Raw genomic sequence first — 12,904 nt, 5'->3', positions numbered from 1 at the left:
TCCCTGCTCAGTCGTCGCGGGAAACCTTTTCAATCCGCTCGTGGCGCTCTTGCGCCTCCAGCGTCATCGTCGCGATCGGCCGAGCTTCGAGCCGGGCGAGCGAAATCGGCTCACCGGTAACTTCGCAATAGCCGTATTCGCCTTCGTAAAGACGGCGTACCGCGCAATCGATCTTGGCAATCAGCTTTCGCTGACGGTCGCGGGTGCGAAGCTCGATAGACCAATCGGTCTCGCTCGATGCGCGGTCCGCAAGGTCGGGCTCGCGAAGCGAGTCGACCTGGAGCTGCGCCATCGTCTGTCGAGACTCCTCGATGATCGCCTCTTTCCACGCCTTGAGCTTGCGGAGGAAATAGGCGCGGTGCTTGCCGCACATGAATTCCTCATCGTCCGAAGGCCGGTAGGCCTCGGTCAGAATGATCCGATCGAATGGTTCGAAGTCGCCGCCGTAAAGGTCGACAAGTGCCGTAGCCATAAAAACCCCTCCCCGCACTGGCCCCGAAAGACCTCAACGCCGCCGCCTGCTGCAGCCGGCTGACCGGGGGCAGCGGGAGGCATTTACTCCCAACTTTCCCGTCACTTAGGACCGGAAAATCGGACATCCCCGAGCAGGCCTATAATTGCGCCCGATTGCCTGAACAAGAAATTACCAAGGGTCAGTGAAGAAATCGCCCGGCTGTTGCGCATATGGCGCAATTCGACACGGGCGTTGTGCGACGGACCCTGTCCGGCCATAGCGCGCGCGACATGCGCATCCTCCTTACCAATGACGACGGCGTCAATGCGCGCGGACTCAAAATCCTTGAATCGGTCGCGCGCACCTTGTCGGACGACATCTGGATCGTCGCGCCGGCCGAAGAACAATCGGGTGCGGGCCATTCCTTGACCCTGACTCAGCCGGTCCGCCTTCGCCGCCACGGTGAACGCCGATTTTCCGTAACTGGAACGCCGACCGACGCGGTCATGCTAGCGCTCGCCCACGTCATGAAAGATGCGCCGCCCGACGTGATCCTGTCGGGAATCAACCGCGGCGCCAATCTGGCCGAGGACGTCACGTATTCGGGAACGGTGTCGGCGGCGATGGAAGGCGCGCTGGCCGGCGTGCCCTCTATCGCGCTCAGCCAAGCCTATTCGCGCGAAGGACTGGGAGACACGGTCCCCTTTGCCGCCGCGGAGGCATGGGCTGTGAAGGCCTTGGCGCCGTTGCTGGAATTCCCGATGGCGCCGCGGACCTTGGTCAACGTCAACTTTCCCGCGCTTCCGCCCGAAGAGGTCGGTGGAATTCGTGTCTGTCGGCAGGGCCTGCGCGACTATGGCCGCCTGCGGATCGTGGAGCGGACCGATCCTCGGGGTTATGATTACTATTGGTTCGGATTAGGACCGATGGTCGAAACTCCCGGACATTCCACCGACCTGGAAGCCATTGCGGACGGTTTCGTCTCGGTGACGCCGCTTCACCTGGACCTCACGCACGAACAATCGCTGGAAAACTTGGACAAAAAATTTGCGGCCGCGCCATAGACGCAGCCGCAAGAAGGTCTTTGAAATTGTCGTCGGGTCTTAGCGACCGCGCTCTCCGCCACTGCTCGGCATCTGCGGCTGGTTGGTTGCCGATGCGAGCCAGGTCGACGATGAGTTGCAAGAGCTGGTTAGCGTCTGCGGCTGGCCCGCCTGGAAAGGCGAATTGTACGCCCAGCACTCCTGCGCTGCTCCAGTATTCAGGCAAAGCTGCCCATTGGCGGCCGACCAAGTTGCGGGAACCGTATTCCCGCCCGGCGTAACGATACGCGCCGCACCGCCGGCGTCGAGGTAAACGGTGTTGGTCGTCCCATTTGTGGTGACCTGCAGGGCCTGGCCCACGACTTCAGCGCCCGGCGACCAGCCTTGCGCCAGCGCTACACCCGGAAGCGCCGTGGCGGCGATAAGTGCGATGGAGCCGCGAACGATAAACCCACTTTTCATGACGCTAATCCCTTCTGAACTCGGCTGAACTTCCGCGAGGCTTATTCAGGGCTCTCGTCTTCTTCATCGTCGTTGTTGTTGATCAGGAAATAGATCAACGCACCAGCCGCGAGGGCGCCAAGCGCCAGGTAAAGCGGGTTGAATGCGAAGCCGCCACCGATCGGCTCAACCGGCGGAACCGGAACCGGAGTCGGGGGCTGGTTGACGACTGGAGGCGCTGCGTCGGCGATGGGAAGGACGCAGCCCGGCGCTGCCTGAGCCGCCGCTGCAGCAACTGCAGCCGCACCGCAAAGCGCTGCCGCCGGTGCTCCGCCGCTGAGGGCGCTAAGCGCCGCCCAGGAATTGACTTGTGGAGCAGCAGTCGGGGTCGCCGCAACCGCGGTGGTCGAACTGGCGATTAGAGAACTAGCTACAAGAATCCCCACAATGGGATTCGACCGCAACATACTCATGAAACTCTCCTCACCCGAACGCTCCGACAACACTCGATTCGAATTAAAGTTGCAAAGTGCCGTTTCGGCTCAAAAACTCAATTTGTCCATAGTGGTTTAGTGGTCACACCATGATGGATTAGTAAACGGTTGCGGAACGATTACGCCGCATGTGAGACAGTATCGTGAATGCCGTCCAGCCAGGCCTGAAACATCAGGAGCGCCCAGATCGCATAAGCCGAATCCCGCCGTCCGCTGAGATGGGCCTCCCATCGGCGCCGCACCAGTGCGGCATCGAACCAACCGCCGTCACGAAGGCGCTGCCGCGACAGGAAATCCTCGGCCCACGGTCGCAACGGCTCCTTCAGCCAGTCGCCGAGCGGACGATCAGGCTGCGGACCGGCTGCGGCACGCGCGAAGCGCCACCGAGTTCGGCCTCGCAGGCTCTGCTTTCTTTTGGGTTTACGCGCCGGGCCAACTGATCGCTGGCTCGCTGGTGGACCGCTTCGACGTCAAGCGGCTGTTCGGCGGTGGCGTCAGACTTAAGGAACTGACCTGGAAACCTGAAGCGTCGGCAGCGGAAATACGAGCTGCGTCCCGGCGAAGGCAGGTGACTGCTCGAAAAAGCGGCGGAAGTGCCAGGGCAGAACGATGAGGTAATCGGGATGCTGCGCCAGCAACTCGCGCTCGGGAACGATCGGGATCCACGTGGCGGGCGTGTAGCAGCCGAACTTCTCCGGGTTGACCTCTCCGACCGCACTAATCCGCTCGTTTGTCAGGCCGCAATATTGGAGGAGGACATTGCCTTTGGTCGATGCGCCCAGCGCTGCGACGATCTTGCCTTCCGCGCGTGCGGCATCGACAAATGCGAGCAACTCGGCGCGCGAGGCGCGGACCCGCTCCTCGAACGCGCGATAGGGCTCGAGCGTCGAAAGACCGGCAGCGTCCTCCGCGTCGAGAATGGCCTGGATCTGCGGCGGCAGGGCATCGTTGCTGCCACTCTTGGCAGCCGTGACCGAGAAGCTGCCGCCGTTGACGTCGTTGAACTCGACATCGACGATCCGGAGGCCGACTCGGTCAGCCATCCACTTGATCTGCTGCAGCGCATAGAATTCGAGATGCTCGTGGCACACCGTGTCGTAGCTGTTGGTCTCCAGCATCGTCGGCATATAGCTTTGCTCGAACACCCAGATTCCGTCGTCCGTCAGAACGCCTTCGACCTGGCGCATGAACTCCATCGGGGCGGGTAGATCGTAGAACATCGAGAATGAGGTCACGACCTTGACCTTTCGGCCCGGGAAGCGCTCCTCGAGCAGGGCCGCGGAGAAGAAGTCGGGGATCAGCGCGACATGCTCCGGATAATATTCGCGGAACTTGAGCCCGGTCGGGTCGATCCCGACGAGCGTCAGGCCGTCCTGCCGATAGGCGCGCAGCGTTGTGCTGTCGTTGCTCCCGATGTCGACTACAAGGTCGCCCGGCTCGAGGCTCACGAGCCCCGCGATGCGCTCGACCTTGCGCCTGAGATGGGCGACCATACTCGGGTTCAGCCCCGACCGGTAGCCGTAATTCTCGCCGTACATCTCGCCGAGATCGTAGTTGTGCTGCAGCTGCAGCAGTCCGCACGTCCTCTCGCCGCCGATGCATTTGACCAATTGCAGCGGCCCGACGGTGACATCTGCACCGCGCTCGGCGGGGAAGACGCCGGTCAACATCTGCTCGCCAAGATCGAGGACCCGCGTCAATTCCCGATTCCCGCAGATGCGGCACTGGTCGATCTTCGTGTACATCTAGGCTCCAGTAGTCGTATTTGCCGCACGGAGGCGGTCAAGATCGGCATCCACCATCATCTGAACGAGCGCTTCAAAGCCAATCGTGGGCTCCCAGCCCAGCTTCCGCTTCGCCTTGGATGGGTCCCCGACCAGCTGCCGAGGTTCGGCGGGCCGGAAGTCGGACGCGTTTACGCGAACATGGTCGCGGTAGTCGAGCCCCACATGGGAAAAGGCGACCTCGCACAAGTCGCGCACAGATTGGGTCCTTCCGGTCGCGACGACATAATCCTCGGGCTCGTCCGCTGCCAGCATCAGCTGCATGGCCCGGACGGCATCCCCGGCGAAGCCCCAGTCGCGCCGCGCATCGAGATTGCCGAGCGTTACGGCCTGCTCGAGACCGAGACTGATCGCCGCGGCGGCGCGGCTGACCTTGCGCGTGACGAAGTTCTGCGTCCGACGCGGGCTCTCGTGATTGAACAGGATCGCCGAGCAGGCAAAAAGATCGAAGCGGGTCCGGTAGATCCCGATCATGTTGTGGGCATAGAGTTTGGCTGCGCCATAGGGACTTCGTGGATTGAAGGGCGTCAGCTCGCTTTGCGGCTTCGCGACCGGCTCTCCAAACATCTCGCTGCTTGAGGCCTGGCAGAAGCGGATACTCGGATCGACTGCACGGATGGCCTCAAGGATCTTCAGGACGGCAAGGCCATTCACCTCGCAGATCCCGACAGGGTCGTCATACATGCCGGTCCCTGTCGAATAGGCGGCGAAATTGAAGATTTCGCTGGGGCGGTGGCGCTCGACGATCTCGCCAAGGCGCTGCTCGTCCCGAAGATTCCAGCTTTCGACCGCCATCGCGTTCGCCGCCGGGTGGCCGCCACGGCTGTGCGTCGTTCCCACCACCTTGTAGCCGCACGCTGCCAGCAGCTCGGCCGCATAGCTTCCATCCTGCCCGTAAACGCCGGTAATCAGCGCCACCTTCTCTCGGGCTGTCATGGGCTCGCGTCGACAAGACCCGCCTTGCGCGCGATCCATCGGCTGGCGGCATTCGAATAGGGACTGCAGCGCACCAATTCATAGGATCCGGGCGCCCAGATTTGGCGACGCATCACGAAAAGGAGCGTCGCCAAGATGTGCAGCGGCTTACCCGGCACCAGTGCCATGAGCGACAATATCGGCCGCATAGCGCCGAGGCGGCGCTTGCTCAGGAACTGCCGATACTCCCGACGTCCATAAGCTCCACGGGCGCGAAAGCTGATCATCTGCTTGAGGTCGCGCCACGGCGGCCGGGGCATGAGCGCTCGCTTGGCCTCGTCCGAATATCCGCGCGCTTCGTAAATCAGCTTCGGCCATGAGAAGGCCCAGATCTCGAAGCGGCGCGGCGTCCACATTGAGTTGCCGTATCGGATGCTCATCAGCGTTTCACCGCAAATTATTGCCGAACGTGGCGGCGCTTCAAACACGACCCCAACGTGGACGAAGAAGCTGCCATAATGCCGCTTGCGATCCCTCGCCTCCCAGAACGAGCGACGCACGACCGTGCAGCCGATGAATGAGAGAATCTCCCCGGCATCCACCATGAAACGATCGGCATCTCCCGGGCCGTAACGCCGCACTCCTGAAAACGAGAGGCGGCGTGGGACAAGAAGGCGCTCGAATTTGACGTCCCTGACCTCGGCGTCGACCAGCACCAGCTCCGGTTCCTCCGACAGCAACTCAAAAACTCGCGCGACGGCGCCGGGCTTCAGCAAATCGTCGTCGGGCATCAGCCAGCAATAGTCACCGCGGGCATAGCCGACCGCCTTGTCGTAATCGCCGTCGATCCCCGAATTGGTCTCCTCCCGATAATAACGCAGCGCGGGGTAGTTACGCTGGTAGCGCGCGATCACCTCGGGCGTAGAATCGGTGGACGCACCGTCGACGACGAGCAATTCGATATCGGGAGTGAGCTGGGGAAGGATGGAGTCGAGCGTCTCGCCGATGAAGCCGGCGCGGTTGCGGGTCACCATGCAAATGGACAGGCGGGTCATCTCCCCGGCCCTTGTCTCGCAGGCAGCCTCCTCAACTGCGCTCTCGCCGACCGAAACGCCTTGATTGCCAAGGACACGGGAGCAGCAGGTAGCAATCTATATACCAGGTATTCGACGTTGCCGCGCAGCCGTCCATTTCGGAAATTGCGTTTGGCGAGGCGATCTAGCTCTTCCCGGCTTTCTCGCGCCGGTTGTTGGCGAGTCAGCTCCTTTGTCCAGAGAAAATGACGAATACCAAACTCGCCGCGGATGACCCGCTGCACGTGCTTGGCCTCCTCGCTGCCGCGTCCGTAAAGGTCTTCGGCGATACGATTGTACCCATCAATGGCCAAAGCAAAGCGCTTGACTACACCGCCACCAGCGAAAGAATCGTTCCCGTCACGGCGGGTAAGTAGCGGCTCGGCGAGATAGGTCACAGTGAGAGAAGTCTTGCCAATCGCCAAGAGCCGAGCGGCATGGGCCCAGCAGGTGCCGACATACTCCTCGTTCAGAGGTACGGAACGCCACTTAGCTCGCTTCAGAATTATAGTTCCCATAAAGCTGAAGAAGGCTTCTGATGTCGCAGCGAGTGCAAAATAGCGCCTTCTCGATTCCGGATCGTCCAACTCGAACCTTGAGCGCTTATGCCGTCGAAATGCCGGATAATCCGGCGCCAGGAGAGTCAGGTCGAAGCCGCTATTTCCGTGAGTGCAGAGATACACGTCATCCCCGCCCCTCGTGCAATTCAGTGCAGTGCGGATCGCACAGGAAAACATGATGTCGTCCGCGCTGAAGAGCCAGCAATAGTCTCCCTCAGCCAGCTCCACGGCAGTTGCCATATCGCGGTCGATGCCGCCTTTTTGTGGAAGCTTCACATATCGGATCGCAGGGCAAAGCCGTTGGAACTCCCGCACAACCAGCTCAGTCTCATCCGTGGAGGCCCCGTCGACGACAACGACCTCCACTTCGTCAGTGAGTTGAGGAATTATGCTGTTTAGTGTCTCGCCTATGAATTGGCCAAAGTTGTACGTTGGAATGCATATCGAGAGCCGCGGGAGGCGAGATGTTCCGTTAGGAGATGCGGTGGTCATTTCCTCCTACCACCGCGGTAGATGGCGACATGGCGAGCAGCAACCTCGCTCCAGGGATCGCTGCGGGCTATCACCGGCGGGCGCCTAGCGGAGGGACTAGCCAGCCGGTCGAGCGCTTTCTTCATTTCTTCAATGTTGCCCGGCCGCGCGAAATAGATGCCGCGTTCTGAGTCCTCCCGGGGACCATCCAGGGCCGTCGTAATGACCGGCGTTTCCTGCTCGATGGCGGCAAGGATCGAAGTATTCCATGGTCCGCCTCCGTCTCGGAAGGGCAGCACAGCTGCATCGGCGACCGTCAGCAGGTCAGCTGCGTCCTCGTCTGGGAGATAGCCGGCGACCTCCGCCCTACCCCGCCAACGCTCACTCGCCGCTAGTTCGCGAATCTTACGTACATAGCCATCATTCGATCCCGTTGCGCCGGCGAAGATCAGTCGATCGGTCGCCGGATCGGCGATTTCAAACAGGAGGTCGGCACCCTTGGGCGGGTACAGGAAACCGAAAAAGACGATGAGCCGTTGCTTTCCCCCTAGATAACTCGAGCGAACGCGCTCCCAAGAATCTCCGTGAAGGCTGCTGCGCGGTAGGGAGGCGGCACTTGGCACGAACACATAGCGCCGTGGACGGGTCATCCAAGCGAGCAAGGGGTGGAGCATGCTACGGTACGAGGGTCGGACAACGATCAGCGTTCCCGGCGCCAGTGCTTGGAGGGCGAAGGTGACCACCTGCTTTACGCTCGCCAGCCTGTCCCAAGTAGTCACTTCGTGCAGCGTCCGGACCACGCGAGCGCCCGAAGCCCAGGCGAGGAGTGGCAAGAAATGCGGCAGGCGTCCCGACCCGTATCCCTGGGTCGGATATTGGAGGTGCACGACGGCCGGCCGCCAGCTCCTCAGCAGTCTCCAGACAGTCTTCGCTGCTCCTAAGCTCCAGTGGTCGACAATTGCAAACCGCTGAACACCGATTGGAGGCTCGCCTTCTCCACTCTTGCTGGTGAGGACAGCTACCTCAAGGTCGCCACGGGCCGCTAATGCGCCCGCTAGCCGGCGAGTATAGTCGCCTACCCCGCATCGCATAGGTCGGAACGAGCCCGTGACGAGCAATACCCGCATCCGTCAGCTCGACCTCTGCAGGGCGATCCAGCCGAAGGTGTATTCGAATCCGCCGTGGCTGATCGCCTTCTGCGAAGTCTCGAAGCGAAGATCGCCGATAGGCTTAAAGCCGTTTGCTCGCGCTACATCGATCATCGCCCTAACATCATCTTCCGAGAAGATCAGCCAGTCCATGTCGAAGAACCGTGTTTCTCTAGTATCTACCTTTTTGCGCCAATAGTCGAAGGAAGCGGTGAAATATCCGCCAGGTCGGAGTATGCGGGCGATTTCGCATAGTAGCTTGGCCGCGTCGAAACCGTGTTCGATGACGGAGATAGATGCCACGGCCGCGAACGAGGCGTCTTCGAAGGGAGTTTCCAAAAAGTCTCCCTGGACGTATCGGATGGAGTCCGCATGTGGCATTCGACGTAGCTCGGCGTTGAGGTCAATCCCTGTCAGATCGGCGAACCCCGCTTTATGTAGGGAAACTATCACCTCCGAGGCGTAACAGCCAATATCGAGCACAGGGTCGGACTTTTGGATCTTCTCCTGGAGGAAGCGGACCGTCTTCAGGACGTCCCAACTCTTGACGACATCGCCTACGATCAGCGGACGCGCTAAACGGGAGCGGGTAATCAGCTCCTTGACCTTTTTCTCTACGGGCCCGGGCACGGCTGAAAGGCCGCACCGGACAAGCTCACGGCGCGAACTTTCGATCTGCTGTCGGTTCTGAAGAACTTCCATGCTCATGATGATGCGTTACCCTTACTTTCTGTTTTCGATTTCATGATCCAGCGGGGCAGCAGGGCCTCACCCAGCGCTTGGAAAGAGTGCGAGGTTGCCACAAGGGCACCGAACGCCAGTAACGGCAACAGGGCTCCGATCGCCAGCGCGGTGTACGGCGATCCGATCGCCGAATGCATCAAAGTTCCACCCATAAGGACCAGCACTGCCGAGACGATGAACGGCAGGCCCACGTCGCGGATCAGCCAGCTCGACCCGACCCCTTTGAGTATCTCGCGGTGCGTTAGCCATGTCCCGTAGAAGACGTAAAACCCATTGAGGATGGCCCAGGCCGCCGCGGCTCCGGTGATGCCGTAATCGGTCGAAAGGAGCAGGAGCAGCGGTATGTAGGTGAAGATCAGGGTGCTGTTGATGATCAGCGGAATGTGAGCTTTGCCTGCTGCCAGCTGCAGCGCATACGGGAAGTGCATCGCCCCGTTCAGGGCTGTCCCCAGGAGCAGGTAGCAAAGGACCCAGAACAGGCTTTCCCCGAGCTGCGCATTGCCTGTCCAAAGTGTCACCAGCTCGACGGAGAAGACCGCCACGTAGGCCGCGACCGGAAAGACAATCGCCATCAAAAGTCGCGTACCATCCCTGTAGAGACTGACCATCCCGGCGATGTCGCCGTTAGTATACAGCGCGGTGAGGCGCGGATAGATGGCGTTGAAGGTCGGCGACAGAAACAAATACAGGCATCGCGCCACTAGGCCGGCCAGGGTGTACTGGCCCAATTCTTCAAGAGACACGATCTTGGCCAGGAGGATCTTGTCGCTGTGGATGAAGATCGTACCGAAGAGTGCAGTGCCCCCTATTCCTGCCGAGAAACGCCATACGCGCTTCAGGCCGGTCCTGTCGAAGCGCGCGGGTTCGTTGCCCGACAGCACTCGCCAGGCCGCGATCTGAACCGTCGCCACCCAGACCAGCCCGACGACCGCCTGCCAGACGAAGAAGGCCTCGATCGTCGGAGATACGAGCGCCAGCACCACAATCGCTCCGACATTGGCTAAAGTGACCATGAAGATGCCGATGCCGCTGACCAAGACGAGGCGCTCTCCGCCCATCAGTGCGCCAGTATACAGCCCCACCGGGAAGCGGAGCGCGATGACGATGCCCATGAGCGCGACTGAGCGAGAGACCACTCCCGGGGGCAGGCTGGTTTCGCCTAGCCAATGCGAAGAAATCAACGGCGCAAGGAATGCTGTCGTCGCCCCGATCGCTACGACAACGACCCAGAATGCGATCCCCAAACTATGCAGGAGGTTGCGCGCGTCGCGGTTGTCGCCCAGGGCGCGGCACCGTGCTACCTCCCGGTTCATCGTAGGGGTCAGGCCCATGTCGAGCAGAGCGAATAGCGCCTGCATCGACATGAAGAATCCAATGAGGCCGTATGGCTCGAGCCCGAGATACGTCAGATAGAAGGGAACGACAGCGAGCCCGATCAATGCGGTCCAGACGGATTGCGCTAATCCGGCCGCCAAGTTCCAGCGCAGGCTCACCAACCTATTCGTGGAAGTCGTTGACGTGATAACCGTGCTTCTTCACCAACTCGTCGCGCTCTGCCGTGCGCAGGTCCTCGCGGACCATCTCTTGCACCATCTCCTCGAAGCTGATCTTCGGGCTCCACCCAAGCTTCGTCCGAGCCTTGGTCGCGTCGCCGAGCAGGGTTTCGACCTCGGTTGGACGGAAGTAGCGTGGGTCGACCGACACGATGCAATTGCCGTCTGAGTCGAAACCTTTCTCCTCCACGCCGTTGCCGTCCCAGCGCACACTGATGCCTAGTTCAGCCGCGGCGGCGGCGACAAAGTCCCGCACGCTGTACTGGACGCCGGTTGCGATGACATAATCCTCGGCATTTTCCTGCTGGAGCATCAGCCACTGCATCTCGACATAATCGCGCGCATGGCCCCAGTCGCGCAAGGCGTTGAGGTTGCCGAGATAGAGCCTGTCCTGGAGACCAAGCTTGATCCGCGCCATCGCACGCGTGATCTTGCGCGTGACGAAATTCTCGCCGCGTAGCGGCGACTCATGATTGAACAGAATTCCGTTGCAGGCATAGAGCCCGTAGGCCTCGCGGTAATTGACCGTGATCCAGTAGCCATACAGTTTGGCGACTGCATAGGGCGAACGCGGATAGAATGGCGTCTTCTCGGTCTGCGGCGTCTCGTGGACCAGTCCGTACAGCTCGGACGTCGACGCTTGGTAAAAGCGCGTCTTGCTTTCCATTCCGAGGATCCTGATTGCCTCGAGCAAGCGAAGCGTGCCTAAGCCGTCGGCGTTCGCGGTATATTCGGGCACTTCGAACGACACTGCGACATGGCTCTGCGCCGCAAGATTATAGACCTCGTCGGGCTGGGTCTGCTGCAGAATGCGGATAAGGTTGCTCGAGTCGGTTAAGTCCCCATGGTGGAGGAAGAAGCGCACGTCCTCCTCGTGCGGGTCGCGGTAAAGATGGTCGATCCGTGACGTATTGAACAAGGATGCTCGGCGCTTCAGCCCGTGGACCACATAGCCCTTGGCGAGCAGCAGCTCAGCCAGATAGGCGCCGTCCTGGCCGGTCACGCCGGTGATCAGCGCGGTCTTGCGAGCGTCGAGCATGTTGAGAACGAACCTTTTTTAAGCTGTCGCGGCTCCGAGAGCCTGGGCGGGACGCTGATGCCTTCATGTTGCAAGGGATTCAAGCACCAACGGGCTGTCACCTCTCACGGTGCCGGCTCAGGAGCGGTTCCGAGCTCGCTGGCCGCGCCCCTATCCGCGCCCATAAGTATCCTCGGGGCGAACGACGTCATCCTCGCCCAGATTGCTGCCGCACTGCACTTCGATCAGGTGCAACGGGAGCCGGCCGGCTTGGCCAAGCCGGTGCACCGTGCCCCCCGGGATGTAGTCGACTGGTTTTCCACTCGTCGACCGTCACCTCGGCCATGCGGCTGACCACGATCAAAATGCTCCGACCGGTGGTAATACATTCGCAGCGGAAGCCGCTGCCCGGCCTCACGATGATCGGCTTGGTCTGGAAGCGCGGACCCTCTCGTAGGTGCCCCACGGGCGGGCGACCTGCGCCGGCTCGACTGTGCGTTTGTGCCCCGACACGCCAAGCTGTTCGACCTCCCGCTGGACCTGCTGCGCTGAATCGATCGAGGCAGCAAACGCGGCATCGAGCGTGACGACGACGATCATCAGCTCTAAGCCGACGGCACAAACGGTTGTGTCGCTGGTCGACCGCGCCAGCCAATCCTTGCTGTCGAGCGCAAGGACATCGCCCGACAGGACGTGCCCATTGAAATCGGTTCGGCAAGGTGTTTTGCCTGGGCGTGCTTCAGCGTCCCCCGACTTCGAAGCGTCGGTCACGACGATGATCGCCAAGGCGCGGCCGGGCGGCGAGATTGTCCTGGATTTCTACCCGATGCGCGGTTTGTGGACCCAGTTTCACGCTAATACTGCGACCGCCAACCAAATGGATGGATCACGTGCGTCTGCTCAAACTAATCGAAAAGAACGTCGGATGGCTGATGTCCACGTCTCGGGGGGCCTGCGCGCGGCCAAGCTGGCGCGCTGACACGTTTCATGCCCCTGCTCGACCTAATACGATTCCGCACGGACTGTGTCTGGAGGCGCCGCGCGAGTGGGTCGTGCTCGACACGTTCAATATGTTCTCGCCACGGTTCGAAAATCCGCAGCGCCTGTCCGCGGTCGCGGCAATGTTCCAGCGCAACGGCGCGAAGACGACCTCGCCGGATTCGTCGACGATTGGTCAGGCATCGCACCGGTGCTTCGCGGCCTGAA

17 protein-coding genes are annotated in these 12,904 nt (G+C 61.1%); 3 read left to right on the top strand and 14 right to left on the bottom strand.

Going from position 1 to position 12,904, the window contains the following annotated elements; genetic code table 11:
• Nucleotides 1-7: 7 nt before the first annotated feature.
• Complete coding sequence (dksA, locus tag H9L13_RS06570; protein ID WP_187536988.1) at nucleotides 8-472, bottom strand: RNA polymerase-binding protein DksA; 465 nt, start codon at nucleotides 470-472, stop codon at nucleotides 8-10.
• A 272-nt stretch (nucleotides 473-744) separates the two neighbouring features.
• Here dksA and surE point away from each other — a divergent pair, with 272 nt between their 5' ends.
• Nucleotides 745-1,518 carry a 5'/3'-nucleotidase SurE gene (surE, locus tag H9L13_RS06565; protein ID WP_187536987.1) on the top strand — a complete coding sequence of 258 codons (774 nt, stop codon included), beginning with the start codon at nucleotides 745-747 and terminating at the stop codon, nucleotides 1,516-1,518.
• 39 nt (nucleotides 1,519-1,557) lie between these two features.
• On the opposite strand, the gene H9L13_RS06560 is transcribed toward surE, so the two are convergent.
• The 13 genes from H9L13_RS06560 to H9L13_RS06500 all read right to left on the bottom strand — a co-directional run bounded on the left by H9L13_RS06560 (nucleotide 1,558) and on the right by H9L13_RS06500 (nucleotide 12,469).
• Nucleotides 1,558-1,959: a hypothetical protein gene (locus tag H9L13_RS06560; protein ID WP_187536986.1), complete on the bottom strand. Its 402-nt coding sequence runs from the start codon at nucleotides 1,957-1,959 to the stop codon at nucleotides 1,558-1,560.
• A 41-nt stretch (nucleotides 1,960-2,000) separates the two neighbouring features.
• Nucleotides 2,001-2,411 carry a hypothetical protein gene (locus tag H9L13_RS06555; RefSeq protein ID WP_187536985.1) on the bottom strand — a complete coding sequence of 137 codons (411 nt, stop codon included), beginning with the start codon at nucleotides 2,409-2,411 and terminating at the stop codon, nucleotides 2,001-2,003.
• Between the two features lie 140 nt (nucleotides 2,412-2,551).
• Nucleotides 2,552-2,746, bottom strand: a complete 195-nt coding sequence (locus H9L13_RS06550) for an asparagine synthase-related protein (protein ID WP_235091255.1) — start codon at nucleotides 2,744-2,746, stop codon at nucleotides 2,552-2,554.
• A 186-nt stretch (nucleotides 2,747-2,932) separates the two neighbouring features.
• Nucleotides 2,933-4,177 (bottom strand): class I SAM-dependent methyltransferase, encoded by a 1,245-nt coding sequence (locus H9L13_RS06545; protein ID WP_187536984.1) that lies wholly within the window; start codon nucleotides 4,175-4,177, stop codon nucleotides 2,933-2,935.
• The gene (locus tag H9L13_RS06540) at nucleotides 4,178-5,152 is read right to left on the bottom strand and encodes a GDP-mannose 4,6-dehydratase (RefSeq protein ID WP_187536983.1); all 975 of its coding nucleotides are present in this window, start codon (nucleotides 5,150-5,152) and stop codon (nucleotides 4,178-4,180) included.
• On the bottom strand, nucleotides 5,149-6,186 hold the full coding sequence (locus H9L13_RS06535) for a glycosyltransferase family 2 protein (protein ID WP_187536982.1): 1,038 nt from the start codon (nucleotides 6,184-6,186) through the stop codon (nucleotides 5,149-5,151). The genes H9L13_RS06540 and H9L13_RS06535 overlap by 4 nt, the downstream gene beginning before the upstream one ends.
• A complete protein-coding gene (locus tag H9L13_RS06530) occupies nucleotides 6,183-7,256 on the bottom strand; it encodes a glycosyltransferase family 2 protein (RefSeq protein ID WP_187536981.1) in 1,074 nt (357 codons plus the stop codon). Before H9L13_RS06530 ends, H9L13_RS06535 begins: the two co-directional genes overlap by 4 nt.
• On the bottom strand, nucleotides 7,253-8,326 hold the full coding sequence (locus tag H9L13_RS06525) for a glycosyltransferase family 4 protein (protein ID WP_235091302.1): 1,074 nt from the start codon (nucleotides 8,324-8,326) through the stop codon (nucleotides 7,253-7,255). The genes H9L13_RS06530 and H9L13_RS06525 overlap by 4 nt, the downstream gene beginning before the upstream one ends.
• A 39-nt stretch (nucleotides 8,327-8,365) precedes the next feature.
• Nucleotides 8,366-9,091, bottom strand: coding sequence for a class I SAM-dependent methyltransferase (locus tag H9L13_RS06520; RefSeq protein WP_187536979.1), 726 nt, complete (start codon nucleotides 9,089-9,091; stop codon nucleotides 8,366-8,368).
• Nucleotides 9,088-10,620, bottom strand: coding sequence for an oligosaccharide flippase family protein (locus H9L13_RS06515; protein WP_187536978.1), 1,533 nt, complete (start codon nucleotides 10,618-10,620; stop codon nucleotides 9,088-9,090). Before H9L13_RS06515 ends, H9L13_RS06520 begins: the two co-directional genes overlap by 4 nt.
• 4 nt (nucleotides 10,621-10,624) lie before the next feature.
• Entirely contained in the window at nucleotides 10,625-11,719 is a 1,095-nt protein-coding gene (gene gmd / locus H9L13_RS06510; RefSeq protein WP_187536977.1) for a GDP-mannose 4,6-dehydratase, read from the bottom strand.
• A gap of 150 nt (nucleotides 11,720-11,869) precedes the next feature.
• Entirely contained in the window at nucleotides 11,870-11,986 is a 117-nt protein-coding gene (locus tag H9L13_RS13055; protein WP_187536976.1) for a cupin domain-containing protein, read from the bottom strand.
• 126 nt (nucleotides 11,987-12,112) lie between these two features.
• Nucleotides 12,113-12,469 (bottom strand): hypothetical protein, encoded by a 357-nt coding sequence (locus H9L13_RS06500; protein ID WP_187536975.1) that lies wholly within the window; start codon nucleotides 12,467-12,469, stop codon nucleotides 12,113-12,115.
• A gap of 4 nt (nucleotides 12,470-12,473) precedes the next feature.
• Here H9L13_RS06500 and H9L13_RS06495 point away from each other — a divergent pair, with 4 nt between their 5' ends.
• Nucleotides 12,474-12,677 (top strand): hypothetical protein, encoded by a 204-nt coding sequence (locus H9L13_RS06495; RefSeq protein WP_187536974.1) that lies wholly within the window; start codon nucleotides 12,474-12,476, stop codon nucleotides 12,675-12,677.
• Nucleotides 12,678-12,750: 73 nt separating this feature from the next.
• Nucleotides 12,751-12,903 carry a hypothetical protein gene (locus H9L13_RS06490; RefSeq protein WP_187536973.1) on the top strand — a complete coding sequence of 51 codons (153 nt, stop codon included), beginning with the start codon at nucleotides 12,751-12,753 and terminating at the stop codon, nucleotides 12,901-12,903.
• Nucleotide 12,904 lies beyond the last annotated feature (1 nt).

The organism is Sphingomonas lutea (assembly GCF_014396785.1).
In the GTDB taxonomy this organism is placed as follows: Bacteria; Pseudomonadota; Alphaproteobacteria; order Sphingomonadales; family Sphingomonadaceae; genus Sphingomicrobium; species Sphingomicrobium luteum.
This window is presented reverse-complemented; position numbering and strand designations above follow the sequence as displayed.

Bases quoted from the DNA above. Each gene is read 5' to 3' on its own strand.
- dksA (WP_187536988.1), bottom strand. From the start codon at position 472: ATGGCTACGGCACTTGTCGACCTTTACGGCGGCGACTTCGAACCATTC.
- surE (WP_187536987.1), top strand. From the start codon at position 745: ATGCGCATCCTCCTTACCAATGACGACGGCGTCAATGCGCGCGGACTC.
- H9L13_RS06560 (WP_187536986.1), bottom strand. From the start codon at position 1,959: ATGAAAAGTGGGTTTATCGTTCGCGGCTCCATCGCACTTATCGCCGCC.
- H9L13_RS06555 (WP_187536985.1), bottom strand. From the start codon at position 2,411: ATGAGTATGTTGCGGTCGAATCCCATTGTGGGGATTCTTGTAGCTAGT.
- H9L13_RS06545 (WP_187536984.1), bottom strand. From the start codon at position 4,177: ATGTACACGAAGATCGACCAGTGCCGCATCTGCGGGAATCGGGAATTG.
- H9L13_RS06540 (WP_187536983.1), bottom strand. From the start codon at position 5,152: ATGACAGCCCGAGAGAAGGTGGCGCTGATTACCGGCGTTTACGGGCAG.
- H9L13_RS06535 (WP_187536982.1), bottom strand. From the start codon at position 6,186: ATGACCCGCCTGTCCATTTGCATGGTGACCCGCAACCGCGCCGGCTTC.
- H9L13_RS06530 (WP_187536981.1), bottom strand. From the start codon at position 7,256: ATGACCACCGCATCTCCTAACGGAACATCTCGCCTCCCGCGGCTCTCG.
- H9L13_RS06525 (WP_235091302.1), bottom strand. From the start codon at position 8,326: ATGCGATGCGGGGTAGGCGACTATACTCGCCGGCTAGCGGGCGCATTA.
- H9L13_RS06520 (WP_187536979.1), bottom strand. From the start codon at position 9,091: ATGAGCATGGAAGTTCTTCAGAACCGACAGCAGATCGAAAGTTCGCGC.
- gmd (WP_187536977.1), bottom strand. From the start codon at position 11,719: ATGCTCGACGCTCGCAAGACCGCGCTGATCACCGGCGTGACCGGCCAG.
- H9L13_RS06495 (WP_187536974.1), top strand. From the start codon at position 12,474: ATGATCGCCAAGGCGCGGCCGGGCGGCGAGATTGTCCTGGATTTCTAC.